Genomic DNA, 17,510 nt, shown 5'->3' with positions numbered 1-17,510 from the left:
CGGCTTCTCGACGACTACAACGCCGTCGTCGAAGCTTGCTGCGACGCCTGGAACGCCCTCACCGCCACACCCGACCGCCTCCGCTCCCTCACCAGCTACCCGTGGCTCCCATGTGTCAATGCTTAGGCTCGGCGGTATGATGCCCAATTTCGCCCTGCCCCAGCCCCGCTGGGGGAGGAGGGACCCAGCCGAAGGCTGGGAGGGTGGGGGCAAGGTGTTTGCCGAGGATCAGCGGCCCCACGCCTGCCGCAAAGGCCGTAGCCCCCACCCTTCCCAAGCTGCGCTTGGGCCCCTTCCCTCCCCCTGCGGAGCAGGGGGAGGGAGATAAATTACGGATGCGCGCGCAGCTTCAGCGCGATCTTGCCGGCGTTGATGACCGCCTGGGTGCGGCTGGTGACGTGCAGCTTGCGCAGCACGGCCGAGACGTGCGCCTTCACCGTGCTCTCGGCGAGGTCCAGCTCATAGGCGATGACCTTGTTGGGCTTGCCCATGACGATCATCTCCAGAACCTTGCGCTGCTGGCCGGTCAGCGTGGCGATGCGCGCCTCCAGGTCGGCGTCCTCCAGCGAGCCGCTGCCGTCGCCGCGGTCCAGCAGGTCGTGCGGCAGGTAGACCTCGCCCTCCAGCACCTCGCGCACGGCGTTGGCCATCTGCTCGCGCGTCAGCGACTTCGGGATGTAGCCCGACGCGCCGTAGGTGATCGCCTCCTGGATCGACTCCCGCCCCTCCTCGGCCGAGACGACGACGATGGGCGTGGCGGGTGCCCGGTTGCGCAGCATGACGAGGCCGGTGAAGCCGTTCATGCCCGGCATGTGCAGGTCGAGCAGGATGAGGTCGAAATCCTCGTCGTCCAGCAGCGCCTGCGCCTGTTCGATGCTGCTCGCCTCGCAGAAGCGGCACTGGTCGAAGACCGCCCCGGCGACCTGCCGCAGCGCCTCGCGGAACAGCGGGTGGTCGTCGGCGATCAGGACGTTGGACAGGGGCTGCTCGGACATCATCTCACTTCTCCCGCTCCGCACGCGCGGACACATCTGTCTTTTCGCCGGTCTTCTCGAGAGTCTTTTCCGCCGGCGGCGGCCCCGCCGGCCGGCCCTCCACCAGCGCACGGCCGCTCTCCGCCCAGCCGTCGGTCCCGTCGCGGAACCAGTGCACCGCCGTGTAGCCGTACGACAGCGCCCGCTTGGCGGCGTTCCACGACATCCAGCAGTCGGCCTTGCAGAAGACGACCAGCGGCCGGCCCGGATCGCCGCCGGACAGGCGGTCCAGCCAGCCGCGGTACCATGCCTCCACCGCCGGCGACGGCGTGCCGACCCCGACGTTGGGCAGCCAGACCGCGCCATCGATTGTCCGGTGCGGTTCGTCCACCAGCCACGTCGCCCCGGCGCCCAGGCGGCTGACGGTCACCGGCATCACATCCAGCAGAACGGCGCCCCGGGCCGCCAGTTCCGCGGCACGGCCGGCGTCCACCGTGGCCGCACCGGGCAGCGATGCCGGCGTGGGCGAGCGGTAGCGGTCCTGCCGGTAGCCGTCCGGTGCCGGCACGTCGGCCGCACCCGCCGGCAACGCGGCAAGAATCAGCGCCGCGGCCAGCGCCGCGCCCGCCATCCTCACCCCAATCCCGGTAACCGCCGACTCCTGTCTCATGGTACAAATCCACCATGGCCCCGCACCGGCGTAAAGCAATCCGAAAGTCGCATACCGGGGGCCTTCGCTTGTCGGCGAGAATTCGGCCCTGCCAGGGGAGTTGTCCATGAGCGTGCGCGCCGCTCTGCTGTCGTTCGTACTCATCTTTCTGTTCGCCCTTCAACCGGCGCGCGCGGCGGAAACGCTGCGCCTGGGCCTGTTGAAGTTCGGCACCGTGTCGTGGGAGATCGAGACGCTGCGCCGCCAGGGGCTGGACGCCAAGGCCGGCCTGACGCTGGAGATCGTCGACCTCGCCAACCCGGAGGCCGGCAAGATCGCGCTGCTGGGCGGCAGCGTCGACGTGATCGTCAGCGACTGGCTGTGGACCGCGCGCCAGCGCGCGGACGGCGACGCGCTGTCCTTCGTCCCCTATTCCGGCGCCGTCGGCGCGGTGATGGTGCCGGGCGATTCCCCCGTCCGCTCGCTGGCCGACCTGAAGGGCAAGCGCATCGGCGTGGCCGGCGGACCGCTGGACAAGAGCTGGCTGCTGGTGCGCGGCCTGGCGAAGCAGGAGCACGGCTTCGACCCCGCCGGCGGCGCCGAGCCGGTGTTCGCCGCCCCGCCGCTGCTGAGCCAGCAGGCGGAGGCGCGCCAGCTCGACGCCGTGCTGATCTACTGGAACTTCGCCGCGCGGCTGGAGGCCAAGGGCTTCCGCCGCCTGCTGGACGTGGAGGAGGCGGGCGCCCGGCTGGGCGGCGGCGGCGTGCTGGTGCCGTCGCTGGGCTACGTCTTCCGCGAGGACTGGGCGCGTGCCCACCCGCGGGCGATCGCCGCCTTCTTCAAGGCGACGCTTGCGGCCAAGGCGGTGCTGGCCGCCGACGACGCGGCGTGGGAGCCGCTACGCCCGCTGATGCGCGCGGAGGACGAGGCGACGTTCCGCGCGCTGCGCGACGGCTACCGCGCCGGCATCCCCACGCGCTGGGGGGCGGAGCAGAGGCAGGCGGCGGAGGGGATCTTCACGGTGCTCGCCCGCCTGGGCGGCGCGCCGCTGGTGGGCAAGGCGGAACGGCTGCCGCCCGGCACCTTCTGGCCGGACGCCGCCATTCCGCCAATCCAATAAGATGCAGGTCCAGTAAGATGAGGGACCGCTGACATGGGACGGGTCTGGCAGCACGGGCTGTCGCTGCTGCTGCTGTTCGCGGCATGGCAGGTGGCGGCCGGGCTTGCCGATTTGCGCCTGCTCCCGGCCCCCGGCGCCGTGCTTGCCGCCATGGCGGCGGGTGCGGCGGACGGGGAACTGCTGCATCACCTGGGCGTCACGCTGGCGCGGGTGGCGGCCAGCTTCGCGCTGGCCATGACCATCGGCACGGGCGTGGGGCTGGCGCTGGGGCGCTCCGCCCTGCTCGACCGGCTGTTCGGCGGCTGGCTGCTGTTCTTCCTGAACCTGCCGGCGCTGGTGGTCATCATCCTGTCCTACGTCTGGTTCGGGCTGAGCGAGACGGCGGCGCTGTTCGCCGTGGCCGCCAGCAAGATCCCCAACGTCGCCGTCGTGCTGCGCGAGGGGGCGCGCACGCTCGACCCCGACCTGCGCGACATGGCCCGCGTCTTCCGCTTCGGGCCGTGGCGCACCGTGCGGCACGTGGTGATGCCGCAACTCGCCCCCTTCCTGCTTGCGGCCGCGCGGTCGGGGCTGGCGCTGATCTGGAAGATCGTGCTGGTCGTCGAACTGCTGGGCCGCAGCGACGGCGTCGGATTCCAGCTCCATGTCCAGTTCCAGCTCTTCGACGTCACCGCGATCCTGGCGTACGCCCTGGCGTTCATCGCCGTCGTCCAGCTCATCGAATGGGGCGTCCTGCAGCCGATCGAGCACCGCCTTGCCCGCTGGCGCCGGTAGCCTCGTCCTCGACGTCCGCGCCAAGGACTTCCCCGGCCGGCCGCCGCGCGCCGTGCTGCGCGACGTGCGCCTGACCGTCGCCCGGCACGAGGTGGTGGCGCTGGTCGGCCCGTCCGGATGCGGGAAGACGACGCTGCTGAACCTCGTGGCCGGCCTGGACGACCGGTTCGAGGGCACGATCCACCGGCCCGAGGGGCGGCTGGCCGTGGTGTTCCAGAACCCGCGCCTGCTGCCCTGGCGCACGCTGGGCGACAATCTGGCGCTCGCCCTGCCGCCCGGCACGCCGGACCTGGACGCCCGCATCGACGAAGCGCTGGAGGCCGTCGGCCTGGCCGGGCGGCGCGCCAGCTTCCCCAACCATCTGTCGCTGGGCCAGCAGCGCCGCGCCGCCGTCGCCCGCGCCTTCGTGGTGGAGCCGGAGCTGCTGCTGCTGGACGAGCCCTTCGTGTCGCTGGACGAGGCCACCGCCGACCGCCTGCGGGCGCTCCTGCGCACGCTGCTGGAGCGCCGGCCGGCGACGGTTCTGCTGGTCACCCACGACCTGCGCGAGGCCATCGCGCTGGCCGACCGGATCGTCTTCCTGGCCGGCGCCCCGGCCACCGTGGTGGACGACGTGCGCATCACGCTTCCCGACCGCACCGAGGCAACGGTCGAGGCGTTCCGGAGGATGCTGCTGGACCGGCGGGCGGCACAGCAAGGCCCGTAGGTTGGGTCTGGACCCAACAGTCCTGGGGACGCGAAGGATGTTGGGTCCAGACCCAACCTACCCTACGGTTCCTCCCGCACATAAAAAGCGCCGGATCCGCGGGGGCACGGATCCGGCGCGTGAAGGAGCCGGGAAGCCGGCTGCTCAGGGAGGAGACGCGAAAACCGGAAGAACCACGACGCCCATTCGGTTTCCCCGCCCACGCCCGGATTATGACCGGCGGCCCGCGCGCAATAAACAGTACATAAGTACCACGTAAACCTTGGTATCATTTCTCCGCCTATGGTATTGGCGCGACAAAAAGGGGGACGGTCGCCCGTCCCCCAGTTTCCATGCCGGCGGAGATGAAGGCCGGTCAGGCCTTCGGCGCCTTGAACACCCAGACGCTGCCGCCCTGGTTGATGTCCTTGACGGCCTTGGCCACCTCGCCGCCCCACAGCGGGACCGCGCCGCCCCAGCCCGACACCACCGCGACGTACTGGAACTTGTCGTCGTCCCAGGTGATCGGGCAGCCGACGACGCCGGAGCCGGTCTGGAACTTCCACACTTCCTTGCCGGTCTTGGCGTCGAACGCCTTCAGGTAGCCTTCCGGCGTGCCGGTGAAGACCAGGTTGCCGCCGGTGGTCAGAACGCCGCCCCACAGCGGGGCCTTGTTCTTGTACTCCCACACGATCTTGCCGGTGGCCGGGTCGATGGCGCGCAGCGCGCCGATGTAGTCGTCGTAGAGCGGCTTGATGGTGAAGCCCGCACCCAGGTAGGCCGCACCCTTCTTGTAGGTGATCGGCTCGTTCCAGATGTCCATGGCCCACTCGTTGGCCGGGACGTAGAACAGGCCGGTGTCCTGGCTGTAGGCCATCGGCATCCAGTTCTTGCCGCCCAGGAACGACGGGGCCGCGACGACCGGGGCGCCCTTTTCGCCGCCCTGGCTGGGGGCCGGCGGACGGTTGGAGTCGTCGTAGATCGGGCGCTGCTTCTCGATGTCCCAGCCCTTGGCCCAGGTGATCTTGGTCACGAAGGGCGAGGCGCTGAGCAGCTTGCCGTTGGTGCGGTCGGCCACGAAGAAGTAGCCGTTGCGGTCGGCCTTGGCGCCGGCCTTGACGGTCTTGCCGTCCTTCTTCAGGTCGAACGAGACGAACTCGTTGACGCCGTCAAAGTCCCAGCCGTCGTGCGGGGTGGTCTGCAGGTGCCAGACGATCTCGCCGTTGTCCGGGTTGATGGCCAGCGTGGAGGAGGAATACAGGTTGTCGCCCGGACGCAGGTGCGAGTTCCACGGGGCCGGGTTGCCGGTGCCGTAGAAGATCAGGTTGGTCTCGGGGTCGTAGGTGCCGCCCAGCCACGTGGCCGCACCGCCGTTCTTCCACATGTCGCCTTGCCAGGAGGCGTTCAGCTTCCCGGTCATGGTCGACGGCTTGCCGTTCAGCTCGCCCATGTGGCCTTCGACGGTCGGGCGCGACCACACCAGCTCGCCGGTCTCGGCGTCGCGCGCCTCGACCTTGCCGATGACGCCGAACTCGCCGCCGGAGATGCCGGTGATGACCTTGCCCTTGACGATCATCGGGGCGGCCGTGAAGGAGTAGCCGGCCTTGTAGTCGCCCATGTCCTTGCGCCACAGGACCTTGCCGGTCTTGGCGTCCAGCGCCACCAGCTTGGCGTCCAGCGTGCCGAAGTAGACCTTGTTGTTGTAGATGGCCGCACCGCGGTTGATCACGTCGCAGCACGGCATGATGCCTTCCGGCAGGCGCGCGTCGTACTGCCAGATCTTCTCGCCCGTCTTCACGTCGATGGCGAAGATGCGCGAGTACGAGCCCGTGACGTACATGACGCCGTCATGCACCAGCGGCTGCGATTCCTGGCCGCGCTGCTTTTCGCCGCCGAACGAGAACGACCAAGCCGGGACCAGCTTGTCCACGTTCTGGGTGTTCAGCGCCTTCAGCGGGCTGTAGCGCTGGCCCTGCGGGCCGATGCCGTAGGAGACGACGTCCTTCGTCGTCTGGGCGTCGTTGACGATGTCGGCATCGGTCACGCCGGCCGCCTGCGCGCCGCCGGCGAGCAGCGCCATGATGCTGGCGACGGTCAGCAGTTTCAGGCTCTTCATGGTCGTTTCCACCTCCTGTCCTGTCGCGTCGCCCGTCCCAGCCGCCCGCCCGGCGCCCTGCCGCGGGCACGGCAGTTCCCCACGCCGAACGAAGCGGGTCCGTTCGGGCACCTCGGATGGTCTTGGGGCGTTTGTTGTTGGGATGGCTTCCGCGAATTGTGGGGCCAGTCTAGCTTCGTCCGTGCAGCCCGCAATGATCCCTTGGTATCGGTTGCCGCACGAACAGTGTGGTCATTTCGCCGCAATGGCCGGCAAGGCCTCCTTCAGGCGCGCCGGGTAGAGGTGCACGACGGAGCGCTCGAACTCCTCGCGCGCCAGCGCCATGCCGGCGAACTCCGGCGGCAGGGGCAGGCGCATCGTCTCGGTCATCGACAGCCCGGCCCGCGCCGCCTCGTCCAGGGTGGCGTCGAGCCACGCGACGTAGGCGCGCGTCTGCTGGATCGGCCCGCGGTCGCGCGCCACCGCGCCATGGCCCGGCACCAGCACGCCGAAGGACAGCCCGGCCAGCACGTCCAGCGAGGCCATCCACGCCTTCAGGTCGGCGTGCGGCGTGGTGGGCATGCGGTCGTGGAAGACGAGGTCGCTGGCGAACAGCACGCCCGTGCTCTCGTCCAGCACCGCAAGGTCGGACTCCGTGTGCCCGTTCAGCAGCAGGTAGCGCAGCCGGTGCCCGCCGATCTCCTCCACCAGCGCGGACAGCACCTGCGTCGGCTCCACCGAGCGGGTGCCGCGCATCCAGTCGCCGACGAGGCGGTAGAGGTTCTCCGCCAGCGCGTCGCCGTCGCGGCGGATCAGGTTGCGGGTGACTTCGCCCGCCGTGATCGGCCGGTCCTCGAACGCGCCGTTGCCCAGGAAATGGTCGGGGTGCAGGTGGGTGTTCAGCACCTTGGCGACCGGCTTGTCGGTTGCTGCCGCGATCGCGGCCCGCATCTGCTGGCCGTAGCGCAGCGATGGGCCGGTGTCGATCACCACCACGCCGTCGCCGGTCACGATGAAGCCGGTGTTGACGATGTTGCCGCCGTTGTCGCGCGAGAAGTACTCGGTCGTGCCCAGCAGCACGTGCGTGTCCGGCGCCACCGTCATCGGCCGCAGCGCGTAGTCGAGCGGGCCGGCGAAGGCGGCGCGCAGCGGCGCCAGCCCGGCCAGCGCGCAGCAGCCGCCGGCGATCAGAAGCTCCCGCCGGTTCATCACGACCGCCTCCCGGCTGCCAAGCCGTACACGGTGTCGGGCGCGGGGATGCGCGCGCGGATCTCGTTGCCGTCGGTGTCGCGGCCGGTGATGGTGAGGTCCGCATCGTGCGACGCCTGCGGCAGGTCCAGCGCGAAGACCGGGTTCTCGGCGGCGGCGGCGGTCGGCTCCAGCGTCGCCAGCGTCCGGCCGTTCTGGGCGATGGACAGCGCCTCCACGTGGAAGGTCGGGATGTTCTCGACCAGGCCGGTGTCCATGGGGTGCACGATGCGCACCTCCAGCCGCACGCCGCCGCCCGGCCGCCGCCACGCCCGGCCGCGCACCTTGTTCAGGTCGTCCTGCCATTCGTGGGAGGCGGTGGCCGGCCGGGGTGCCGCGCAGCCGCCGCCCGCCGCGTCCACCCGCAGGCCGCCGACATGCCACACGCCGTCGCCGGTCTTCACCGCCGCGCGGATCGGCGTCGCCTCGTTCAGCTTCATGGAGAGGTCGAGGAAGGGGGCGGCGCCGCCGGCCGGCGCGTAGGTCACCGCGCGGGGGATCGGGTTGTGGTCGGCCAGGACCACCACCTCGCGCACGTCGCTCAGCCCGTCCACCTGGATGGAGACGGGGACGCGGTGGTTGTCCTCCACGCGGGTGGGGGTGAAGACGCGCACGCGCGCATCGTCGAACACCACCGGCCCGCCGCCCAGCACCGTGGCGTGCACCGTGCTCCACATCACCGAGGCGAGCGGGTCGCCCGCCACGCCTTGCGCCAGGGCCGGAGCGGGGGCCGCCAGGGCGGCCAGCAATCCGGCGGCGAACACTTTCCGCATCGTCCTTCCTCCACACGCAGCGGGCCGCCTCGTTGATCCGGGCGGCCTCGTGATTCTGTATTCTGTAAGCCCCTCTCCCTTGACGGGAGAGGGGTTGGGGAGAGGGTGGCGCCGGCAACGCCGGCCCGAAGCATCATGTGCGGTGCCCCCTCTCCCCAACCCCTCCCCCGCGAGGGGGGAGGGGCTAATCCATCATCACGGCCCCTCCGGGCGCAGCCACGTCAGGCCGCGTTCGGCGAAGATGGACTGCAGGGTGCCGTCCTCCTTCAGGCGCGCGATCACGTCCTCCACGGCGTAGGCGAGGTCACGTGAATCCTCGCGCACCGCCATGCCCAGCGTCCATTTCCGCTTCATCAGGCCCGGCGTCGCCGGGGCGACCACGGCGTAAGCGCCGCGCTTGTCGCCCAACGCCGCCTCGACCTGGCTGCGTGGGCCCACCATGGCGTCGGCGGTGCCGTCGAACAGCGCCGCCGCCATCTCCCGGTAGGTCATGTAGTGCAGAAGGCCTTCGCGCAGGGCGCCGTTGAAGGCGTAGCCGAGGTAGAGGTCGCCGATGCTGTCGGTCTCCACGGCGATCTTCTCGCCCTTCAGGTGGGCCAGCGTGGCCGGCGCCGTACGGCGGGCCACCACCAGTTCCTCGTCGAAGTAGGTGCCGAAGATGTGCACGGCCTCCAGCGTCGCGGCGAACTCGCGGTCGTAGGGCACGTGCAGCATGACGTCGGCCACCCCGCCGCCCATCTTGGAGCCCTTCCAGACGCCGTTGCGCAGGTCGTCCGCCACGCTCTCGTCCGCGGTCAGCACCAGGAAATCGGGCTTGACGCCCAGCCCCTCGGCGATGCGCCGGCCGATCTCGACGTCCACGCCGTCCAGCCGGCCGCCGCTGCGGTCGGAGAAGGGCGGGAAGTCGGCGTAGACGGCGATGCGCAGCACCCCCTTCTCCACAACGGCGTCGAGCGGGGCGGCCTGCGCCACCCCGCCCGTCACCAGCATCACGATTGCGATCAGCCGCCGCAGAAGCGTCATTGCCCGATCACGGCTCCGCCACGGTTTCCAGCCAGGCGCGGATGGCCCACAGCGCCTCCTGCGACAGCACGCCGTCGAACTTCGGCATGTAGGTCACGCCGTCGCGGATCGAGCCGTTGATCACGCGGTTCGTGTAGTATTCGTCGCCCTCGTCGCCCAGCGGCAGGTAGCGCAGGTCGGGGGCGATGCCGCCGGACACGGCGCCCAGGCCGTGGCAGCGCGCACAGTTCTGGTTGAAGGCCGACGCGCCGATCTCGATCGCCTTGGGGTCCTTGCGGTAGGGGTTGGTGGTCAGCCAGTCCTTGCCGATCTGCTTCAGCGCCGACGTGTCCACCGCCTGGGGCACCACGTCGCCGTGCGCGAAGACCGTCGCGGCGCCGCCCGCCACACCACAGGCGAGGACCAGGGCCGCAGCCGTGCGAGAGATAAGCGTTTTCATCGTCATTCCCGTTCGCGTTTCCTCGTAAGCACGACCCGTCCTGCGTGCTTGCGGCGGCATCATAGGGGCCAGTCTTCCGGCGGACCGAGAGGGACTTTGGTATCGGTGGAGAGACGGGTTCCAACGGCTTGTACTTTGGTACCGTTGAAGGCACGGTACCGGAACCGCTTACCTTAGGTGGTCGAAGTTCGGGCGGCAGAACCCGCAGCGGTACCGACGGAGGAAACGCGTTGAGGATGCTACATCGGGTGGGCGCCGCGGCCTTGCTGGCGCTTTCGGCGGCAAGCGCGCCGGCCGTGGCGCAGGAGCTGGACATCCGCATCGCCGTGCTGGCGCAGGAGGTCGAGCCGCCGCCCACGCTCGCCAACCTCGACCCGCCGCCGGAGGACGAGGGGGTGCAGGGTGCCCGCCTCGCCACGGCCGACAGCAACACCACCGGCAAGTTCCTCAAGCACCGCTACCGCCTGGAGGAGGTGGTCGTGCCGCAGGACGGCGACGTCGCCGCCGCCATGGAAAGGCTGGCTGCCGACGGCCACCGCTTCGTCGTCTCCACCCTGCGCGCCGATGCGCTGAACAAGGCGCTGGCGGCACCCGGCGCCGCCGGCATGCTGGTGTTCAACGCCGCCGCCCCGGACGACGCCCTGCGCAACGCCGGCTGCCGCGCCAACCTGATGCACACCCTGCCCAGCCGCGCCATGCTGGCCGACGCGCTGGCCCAGGTGCTGGTGAAGAAGCGCTGGACGCGCTGGTTCCTGGTCACCGGTCCGCGGCCGGAGGACGCGCTGTACGCCGACGCCGTGCGCCGTGCCGCCAAGCGCTTCGGCGCCAAGGTCGTGGCCGAGAAGGCGTGGAGCGGCGACAGCGACGTGCGCCGCACCGCCCAGGCGGAGGTCGCGACCTTCACGCAGGGACCAAGCTATGACGTGCTGGTCGTCGCCGACGAGGCGGGCGACTTCGGCAACTACCTGCCCTACCAGACCTGGGACCCGCGCCCCGTGGCCGGCACCGCCGGGCTGGTCCCCGCCGCCTGGGGCCGCGCCATCGAGGCGTGGGGTGCGGTGCAGCTGCAGGAACGCTTCCGGGCGCAGGCCGGGCGCTGGATGACGCCGGCCGACTACGCCGCCTGGATCGCCGTGCGCACGGTGGCGGAAGCCGCGACCCGCACCAAATCCGGCGACCCCGCCGCGCTGACCGCCGCCATTCGCGCCGACGGGTTCGAGGTGGGCGCGCACAAGGGCCGCCGCGTCTCCTACCGCCCGTGGGACGGTCAGCTGCGCCAGCCGATCCCGCTGCTCACCCCGGTGTCGCTGGTGGCCGAGGCCCCGCAGGAGGGCTTCCTGCACCCGCTCACCGACCTCGACACCCTCGGCCACGACCGTCCCGAAAGCGGCTGCAAGGCCGTGAAATGAGAAAGGCCCCCGCTGTGAAGATGATCGCCGCCACGGCGATGGCGCTCTGCCTCGCCGCCCCCGCACTCGCCCAAACCGCACTCGCCCAAACCGCGTACGTGTCGAACGAGAAGGACAACACCGTCTCGGTCATCGACATCAAGACGCTGGCGGTCACCGAGACCCTGAACGTCGGCAAGCGGCCGCGCGGCGTGACGCTCAGCCGGGACAACAAGACGCTCTACATCTGCGCCAGCGACAGCGACACGGTGCAGGTGATGGACCTCTCGACGAAGACCATCACCCACAACCTGCCGTCCGGCGAGGATCCCGAGCAGTTCGCCCTGCATCCGGACGGCAAGCGCCTGTTCATCGCCAACGAGAACAACGCCGTCGTCACCATCGTCGACACCGAGGCGCGCAAGGTCGTCACCCAGTTCGACGTCGGCATCGAGCCGGAGGGCATGGCCGTCAGCCCCGACGGCGCCTGGGCGATCAACACGTCGGAAACCACCAACATGGCGCACTGGTACGACGTGGAGAAGGGCGCCGTCGTCGACAACACGCTGGTCGACCAGCGCCCGCGCCACGCCGAGTTCACCAAGGACGGCAAGCACCTGTGGGTGTCGTCGGAGATCGGCGGCACGGTCACGGTGATCGACGTCGCCACCCGCCAGCCGGTCAGGACCATCGGCTTCGAGATCAAGGGCATCCACAAGGACCGCATCCAGCCGGTGGGCGTGAAGCTGACGAAGGACGGCAAGACGGCCTTCGTGGCGCTGGGCCCGGCCAACCACGTGGCGGTGATCGACACGGCGACCTTCCGCGTCACGGATTACCTTCTCGTCGGCCGCCGGGTGTGGCACATGGAGTTCACGCCGGACGAGGCGCTGATGCTGACCACCAACGGCGTCAGCGGCGACGTGTCGGTCATCGACGTGCCGGCGCGCAAGGTCGTGAAGACCATCAAGGTCGGCCGCTACCCGTGGGGAGTCGCCATTGCACCCTGACGTGCCCGGTCCCGCCCTGTCCGTGGAGGACGTGCGCTTCGCCTACCAGGGCAGGCCCGCGCTGGACGGCGTGGGCTTCACCGTGGAGCCCGGCCGCTTCACCGCGCTGCTGGGGCCGAACGGGGCCGGCAAGTCGACGCTGTTCGCCATCGCCACGGGGCTGCTGCAGCCGCAATCCGGCCGCGTGCGCGTGCTGGGCCACGATCTGGCGCGCGACCCCGTGGCGGCGCTGGGCCACATGGGCGTGGTGTTCCAGCAGCCCACGCTCGACCTGGACCTCAGCGTCGTGCAGAACCTGCGCTACTTCGCGGCATTGCACGGCATCGGCCGGCGCGCGGCGGACGACCGCATCGAGGTGGAGCTGACGCGGCTTGCCATGTTCGAGCGGCGCGACGAGAAGGTGCGCAAGCTGAACGGCGGCCACCGCCGCCGCGTGGAGATCGCCCGCGCCCTGCTGCACCGCCCCGCCCTGCTGCTGCTGGACGAGCCGACGGTCGGCCTGGACCTGCCGACGCGCCGCGCGCTGATCGACCACGTGCACGATCTGGCGCGCAACGACGGCATCGCCGTGCTGTGGGCCACCCACCTGATCGACGAGATCGACCCGGCGACGGACCGCGTCGTCGTGCTCCACCGCGGCACGGTGCGGGCGTCGGGCACGGTGCTGGAGGTCAACCGCGCGGCCGGGGCCGCCAGCATCACCGAGACGTTCGACCGCCTGACGGGGGGTGTCGCCGCATGACCTGGCTGATCGCGCTGAACGGCGTCGTGGTGCGCGAGATCCTGCGCTTCGTGCACCAGCGCGAGCGGTTCCTGGGCGCGCTGGTGCGGCCGCTGATCTGGCTGTTCGTCTTCGCCGCCGGGTTCCGCGCGGCGCTGGGCATCGCCATCATCCCACCCTACGAGACCTACATCACCTACGAGGTCTACATCGTCCCCGGCCTGATCGGCATGATCCAGTTGTTCAACGGGATGCAGGGCTCCCTCTCCATGGTCTACGACCGGGAGATGGGCAGCATGCGCGTGCTGCTGACCAGCCCGCTGCCGCGCGGCTTCCTGCTGTTCTGCCGGCTGCTGGCGGGCGTGGTGGTGTCGGTGCTGCAGGTCTACGCGTTCCTCGCCATCTGCTGGGCCTACGGCATCGACCTGCCGGTGGCGGGCTGGCTCACGGTGCTGCCGGCGCTGATCCTGAACGGGCTGATGCTGGGGGCGCTGGGCATGCTGCTGGCCTCCCACATCAAGCAGTTGGAGAACTTCGCGGGCGTGATGAATTTCGTGGTCTTCCCGCTGTTCTTCCTGTCGTCCGCCCTCTACCCCCTCTACCGCATGCAGGAGGCGGGGGAGCTGCTGCACTGGCTGTGCCGCGTCAACCCCTTCACGCACGGGGTGGAGACCATCCGCTTCGCGCTGTACGGGCAGGTGGCGGGGGAATCGCTGGCGATCCTCGCGGGCGCCCTGGCGCTGTTCCTGGCGCTGGCGATCCGCGGCTATTCGCCGGCGCGCGGCATGGGATCGCGCGCACCGTCGGCGGCGGGATAACCCAACGGCCGTAGGGGTCATCGACCAAAGTAGCATGGCACCCGGCCCGCCGGCCCCGTTACCGTTCGTCCACGGGACGGGCGCGGCCGGACCCGGTCCACGAACCAGAATAACCGCGCAACCAAGGAGAGAAACGCCATGCGGGTCCTTGTCCTGGGCTCCGCCGCCGGTGGCGGCTTCCCGCAGTGGAACTGCAATTGCGAGGGCTGCCGCCGCGCCCGGTCGGGCGACCCGATGGCGAAGCCGCGCACCCAATCCTCCATCGCGGTGACGGCGGACGGCAGCCGCTGGCTGCTGCTCAACGCCTCGCCCGACCTGCGCCAGCAGTTCCAGGCCAACCCGCAGATGCACCCGGCCGGCGGCCTGCGCTCCAGCCCGCTGGCCGCCGCCATGCTGACCAACGCCGACATCGACCACGTCGCGGGCCTGCTGTCCTTGCGCGAGGTGCAGCCCTTCGCGGTCTACGCCACGGCGCGCGTGCACCGCGTGCTGGCCGGCAATTCGGTGTTCCAGGTGCTGAACCGCGACGCCGTGCCCCGCCGCACGGTGGAGCTGGACACCCCCTTCCGTCCCGCCGACGCCGCGGGCGACCCGCTGGGCCTGGAGGTCGAGGCCTTCGCCGTGCCCGGCAAGGTGGCGCTGTACCTGGAGGACGAGACGGCACCCGGCTTCGGCTCGGTCGCCGAGGACACGGTGGCGCTGAAGGTGACGGACACGGCCACGGGTGCGCACTTCTTCTACATCCCCGGCTGCGCCTCCATGCCCGATTGGCTGGCGGAACGGCTGACCGGCGCGCCGCTGGTCTTCTTCGACGGCACCACCTGGACCGACGACGAGATGATCCGCACCGGCACCGGCACCAAGACCGGCCAGCGCATGGGCCATATGGCGATGTCCGGCGACGGGGGCACCATCGCCGCCTTCGCCGGGCTGAACGTGGCCCGCAAAGTCTTCATCCACATCAACAACACCAACCCCGCATTGATCGAGGACTCGCCCGAGCGGCACGCGGCGCAAGCCGCCGGCTGGACGATCGCCCACGACGGAATGGAGCTGAGCCTATGACCCGCCTGCTGTCCCGCGAGGAGCTGGAACGCGAACTTCTCGCCATTGGCGAGCGCCAGTACCACGACCTGCACCCGTTCCATAAGCTGCTGCACGGGGGCAAGCTGAACCCGGGCCAAGTCCAAGCGTGGGCGCTCAATCGCTTCTATTACCAGGTCTCGATCCCCATCAAGGACCTGACCATCATGTCCCGCATGGACGATTACGAGCTGCGCCGGAACTGGATGCAGCGCGTGCTGGACCACGACGGCTTCGGCCCCGACGGGCAGGTCGAGGAAGGCAAGGTGGGCGGCATCGAGCGCTGGCTGCGCCTGACCGACGGGCTGGGCCTGGACCGGGAGTACGTGAAGTCGCTGAAGGGCATCCTGCCGGCCACGCGCTACGCCGTCGACGCCTACGTCAACTTCTGCCGCACCAGGTCGATCCTGGAGTGCGTGGCGTCCTCGCTGACCGAGCTGTTCGCCCCCGCCATCCACCGCGAGCGCATCGCCGGGTTCGAGCAGAACTACGACTTCGCCAACGACAGCACGCTTTCCTACTTCCGCAAGCGCCTGGACGAGGCGCCGCGCGATGTGCGCTTCGGCCTGACCTACGTGCTGGAGAACGCCCGCACGCCGGAGCATCAGCAGCAGGTGATCGGCGCCCTGCGGTTCAAGACGGAACTGCTGTGGGCGCAGCTCGACGCGCTGCACCACGCCTATGTCTCCCCCGGCCTGATCCCGCCCGGCGCCTTCGTGCCCGACGGCATGGAGCCGACGGTCTACACGCGGACGGCGTAAGGCCCGTCACGACGCGGAGGCCCTTAAGCGCTTCTGAAAACAGCTTTATTCCCCAGAGATCAAAGGCGCTCGAAGGCCTCTTTCGAGCGCCTTTGTCGTAAGGGGCAGAGGTCGGACCACAGCCACCACGCCTGGACGGGGCATGCAAGCCGGTCGCGAAATCCGCGCTTGACGGGCGCAAGACGCTTGTCCTAATTTCTCCGTAGGTCAAGCGTCCTAATCTGCGATCAACCCTGGGCCGATGGGGCGACGCAGCCCGCGTGATGGAGACGGTTTGCATGAGCGCCAAGGCAACCCGCGAACAGATCGTCGAAGCCGCCGATCAGCTGTTCTATCGGCAGGGGTACGAACACACCTCGTTCGCGGATATTGCCGAGGCCGTACAGATCTCGCGCGGGAATTTCTACTATCACTTCAAGACCAAGGACGACATCCTCGACGCCGTGATCGCCCTGCGTCTTGCCAATACCCGGGCGATGCTCGACCGGTGGGAGGCGGAGGGGGCGCATCCCGCCGACCGGATCCGAAGCTTCATCCACATCCTCATGGCCAACCGTGCGAAGATCATGCTGCACGGCTGCCCCGTCGGGACGCTGTGCGCCGAGCTGGCGAAGCTCGACCATGTCGCGCAGCCCAAGGCCACCGAGATCTTCACGCTGTTCCGGGACTGGCTGCGCCGCCAGTTCGCGTTGCTCGGCGCGGCGGAGACGGAGGCCGACGCGCTGGCGATGCACATTCTCGCCCGCAGCCAGGGCGTGGCCACGCTGGCCAATGCCTTTCATGACGAAGAGTTCGTCCGGAAGGAAGTCGACCAGATGCGCGACTGGCTGGACGCATATACACGAAAACACAGTACGTCATGATGTTGAAATTCTCCCATTTATTCGAAAGGACAACCCCACCATGTTCACCGTTCTTCTCAGGTTTTCGGAAAACAAGGCCAAGGCCCAGGAATTCATGGAGGGGCACAAGGCGTGGATCCAACGCGGAATCGACGACGGGATCTTCCTGGTCGTCGGCAGCCTCCAGCCCAACGCCGGCGGCGCGATCCTGGCGCACGCCACCTCGCTTCCGGAACTTCAGGCACGGGTGAACGAAGACCCGTTCGTCGCAGAACGTGTGGTCAGCGCGGAGATCCTGGAAATCACGCCCGCCCGCACCGACGCGCGGCTGAGCTTCCTCATGGCCTGAACGCGCTCGTTTTTTGACGGGGGGAGGTCCAACCGATGAGCAAAACAATTCTTGGCCCGGACGGCAGGCCGCGTTGCCGGTGGTGCAGTGCCGCGCCGGAGTTCTTCGCCTACCATGATGCCGAATGGGGCTTCCCGGTCGATGACGACCGCCGCCTGTTCGAAAAGCTCTGCCTTGAAAGCTTCCAGTCCGGGCTGAGCTGGCGCACCATCCTGGCCAAGCGCGAAAACTTCCGCGCGGCGTTCCGCAATTTCGATTACGACGCGATCGCCGGTTTCGGCGAAGCCGATGTCGGGCGCCTGCTCAAGGACGAGGGCATCGTGCGCCATCGCGGCAAGATCGAGGCGGTCATCAACAACGCCAAGCGGGCACAGGAGCTTGTGAAGCGCGAGGGCTCGCTCGCCGCCTATGTCTGGAGCTTCGAGCCGAAGGCCGACGAACTGGCCGAGCCGCAGAGCGCCTCGACCTCCGCCGCGTCGATCGCCCTGTCGAAGGATCTCCGGAAGCGGGGATGGACATTCGTCGGCCCCACCACCGTCTACGCCTTCATGCAGGCGATGGGGCTGATCAACGACCACGCCGAGGGCTGTGCGATCCGGCCCGAAGCCGAACGGGCGCGCGCGGCGTTCCGGCGACCGGCGGGCGACGCCTGACCCTCCTCCGAACCGCCCTAAGCGTACAGCCGCGCCCGCTCCGCCCGGTCGGCGAGGCGGGCGAGGTCGGTGACGGCGTCGCGCAGCAACGCGGCGTGGCTCCAC

General features: G+C 69.6%; 19 protein-coding genes. 12 read left to right on the top strand and 7 right to left on the bottom strand.

Annotated features, from left to right (window positions below):
• Positions 1-329: 329 nt before the first annotated feature.
• Positions 330-998 (bottom strand): response regulator transcription factor, encoded by a 669-nt coding sequence (locus tag VED21_RS05690; RefSeq protein WP_324881353.1) that lies wholly within the window; start codon positions 996-998, stop codon positions 330-332.
• A 1-nt stretch (position 999) separates the two neighbouring features.
• On the bottom strand, positions 1,000-1,605 hold the full coding sequence (locus VED21_RS05685) for a PQQ-dependent catabolism-associated CXXCW motif protein (protein ID WP_324881352.1): 606 nt from the start codon (positions 1,603-1,605) through the stop codon (positions 1,000-1,002).
• 145 nt (positions 1,606-1,750) lie between these two features.
• Here VED21_RS05685 and VED21_RS05680 point away from each other — a divergent pair, with 145 nt between their 5' ends.
• Genes VED21_RS05680 through VED21_RS05670 form a run of 3 tightly spaced genes read left to right on the top strand, consistent with a single transcriptional unit; the run spans position 1,751 to position 4,223 of the window.
• On the top strand, positions 1,751-2,743 hold the full coding sequence (locus VED21_RS05680; protein WP_324881351.1) for an ABC transporter substrate-binding protein: 993 nt from the start codon (positions 1,751-1,753) through the stop codon (positions 2,741-2,743).
• A 33-nt stretch (positions 2,744-2,776) separates the two neighbouring features.
• Positions 2,777-3,517, top strand: a complete 741-nt coding sequence (locus VED21_RS05675) for an ABC transporter permease (protein ID WP_324881350.1) — start codon at positions 2,777-2,779, stop codon at positions 3,515-3,517.
• Positions 3,498-4,223, top strand: a complete 726-nt coding sequence (locus VED21_RS05670; protein WP_324881349.1) for an ABC transporter ATP-binding protein — start codon at positions 3,498-3,500, stop codon at positions 4,221-4,223. Before VED21_RS05675 ends, VED21_RS05670 begins: the two co-directional genes overlap by 20 nt.
• 355 nt (positions 4,224-4,578) lie before the next feature.
• On the opposite strand, the gene VED21_RS05665 is transcribed toward VED21_RS05670, so the two are convergent.
• The 5 genes from VED21_RS05665 to pedF all read right to left on the bottom strand — a co-directional run bounded on the left by VED21_RS05665 (position 4,579) and on the right by pedF (position 9,780).
• On the bottom strand, positions 4,579-6,318 hold the full coding sequence (locus tag VED21_RS05665) for a PQQ-dependent methanol/ethanol family dehydrogenase (protein ID WP_324881348.1): 1,740 nt from the start codon (positions 6,316-6,318) through the stop codon (positions 4,579-4,581).
• Between the two features lie 231 nt (positions 6,319-6,549).
• A complete protein-coding gene (locus VED21_RS05660) occupies positions 6,550-7,506 on the bottom strand; it encodes a quinoprotein relay system zinc metallohydrolase 1 (RefSeq protein WP_324881347.1) in 957 nt (318 codons plus the stop codon).
• Positions 7,506-8,318 carry a quinoprotein dehydrogenase-associated SoxYZ-like carrier gene (locus VED21_RS05655; protein WP_324881346.1) on the bottom strand — a complete coding sequence of 271 codons (813 nt, stop codon included), beginning with the start codon at positions 8,316-8,318 and terminating at the stop codon, positions 7,506-7,508. The genes VED21_RS05660 and VED21_RS05655 overlap by 1 nt, the downstream gene beginning before the upstream one ends.
• Before the next feature lie 195 nt (positions 8,319-8,513).
• The gene (locus tag VED21_RS05650; protein WP_324881345.1) at positions 8,514-9,341 is read right to left on the bottom strand and encodes a substrate-binding periplasmic protein; all 828 of its coding nucleotides are present in this window, start codon (positions 9,339-9,341) and stop codon (positions 8,514-8,516) included.
• Between the two features lie 7 nt (positions 9,342-9,348).
• Entirely contained in the window at positions 9,349-9,780 is a 432-nt protein-coding gene (gene pedF, locus VED21_RS05645) for a cytochrome c-550 PedF (RefSeq protein WP_324881344.1), read from the bottom strand.
• Positions 9,781-10,016: 236 nt separating this feature from the next.
• Here pedF and VED21_RS05640 point away from each other — a divergent pair, with 236 nt between their 5' ends.
• The 9 genes from VED21_RS05640 (at position 10,017) to VED21_RS05600 (ending at position 17,405) form a co-directional block, all read left to right on the top strand.
• Entirely contained in the window at positions 10,017-11,189 is a 1,173-nt protein-coding gene (locus tag VED21_RS05640; protein ID WP_324881343.1) for an ABC transporter substrate-binding protein, read from the top strand.
• Positions 11,186-12,178 (top strand): YVTN family beta-propeller repeat protein, encoded by a 993-nt coding sequence (locus tag VED21_RS05635; protein ID WP_324881342.1) that lies wholly within the window; start codon positions 11,186-11,188, stop codon positions 12,176-12,178. The genes VED21_RS05640 and VED21_RS05635 overlap by 4 nt, the downstream gene beginning before the upstream one ends.
• A gap of 1 nt (position 12,179) precedes the next feature.
• Positions 12,180-12,920 (top strand): ABC transporter ATP-binding protein, encoded by a 741-nt coding sequence (locus VED21_RS05630; protein WP_324881341.1) that lies wholly within the window; start codon positions 12,180-12,182, stop codon positions 12,918-12,920.
• The gene (locus tag VED21_RS05625) at positions 12,917-13,717 is read left to right on the top strand and encodes an ABC transporter permease (protein ID WP_324881340.1); all 801 of its coding nucleotides are present in this window, start codon (positions 12,917-12,919) and stop codon (positions 13,715-13,717) included. Before VED21_RS05630 ends, VED21_RS05625 begins: the two co-directional genes overlap by 4 nt.
• 138 nt (positions 13,718-13,855) lie before the next feature.
• Positions 13,856-14,782 (top strand): pyrroloquinoline quinone biosynthesis protein PqqB, encoded by a 927-nt coding sequence (gene pqqB / locus VED21_RS05620; RefSeq protein ID WP_324881339.1) that lies wholly within the window; start codon positions 13,856-13,858, stop codon positions 14,780-14,782.
• The gene (gene pqqC, locus VED21_RS05615; RefSeq protein WP_324881338.1) at positions 14,779-15,561 is read left to right on the top strand and encodes a pyrroloquinoline-quinone synthase PqqC; all 783 of its coding nucleotides are present in this window, start codon (positions 14,779-14,781) and stop codon (positions 15,559-15,561) included. Before pqqB ends, pqqC begins: the two co-directional genes overlap by 4 nt.
• A 278-nt stretch (positions 15,562-15,839) precedes the next feature.
• Positions 15,840-16,424, top strand: coding sequence for a TetR/AcrR family transcriptional regulator (locus tag VED21_RS05610; RefSeq protein WP_324881337.1), 585 nt, complete (start codon positions 15,840-15,842; stop codon positions 16,422-16,424).
• A gap of 40 nt (positions 16,425-16,464) precedes the next feature.
• Positions 16,465-16,752, top strand: coding sequence for a YciI family protein (locus tag VED21_RS05605; protein ID WP_324881336.1), 288 nt, complete (start codon positions 16,465-16,467; stop codon positions 16,750-16,752).
• A gap of 35 nt (positions 16,753-16,787) precedes the next feature.
• On the top strand, positions 16,788-17,405 hold the full coding sequence (locus VED21_RS05600; protein WP_324881335.1) for a DNA-3-methyladenine glycosylase I: 618 nt from the start codon (positions 16,788-16,790) through the stop codon (positions 17,403-17,405).
• The last annotated feature ends 105 nt before the right edge of the window (positions 17,406-17,510 follow it).

The organism is Azospirillum sp., from assembly GCF_035627195.1.
Taxonomy (GTDB): Bacteria; Pseudomonadota; Alphaproteobacteria; order Azospirillales; family Azospirillaceae; genus Azospirillum.
This window is presented reverse-complemented; position numbering and strand designations above follow the sequence as displayed.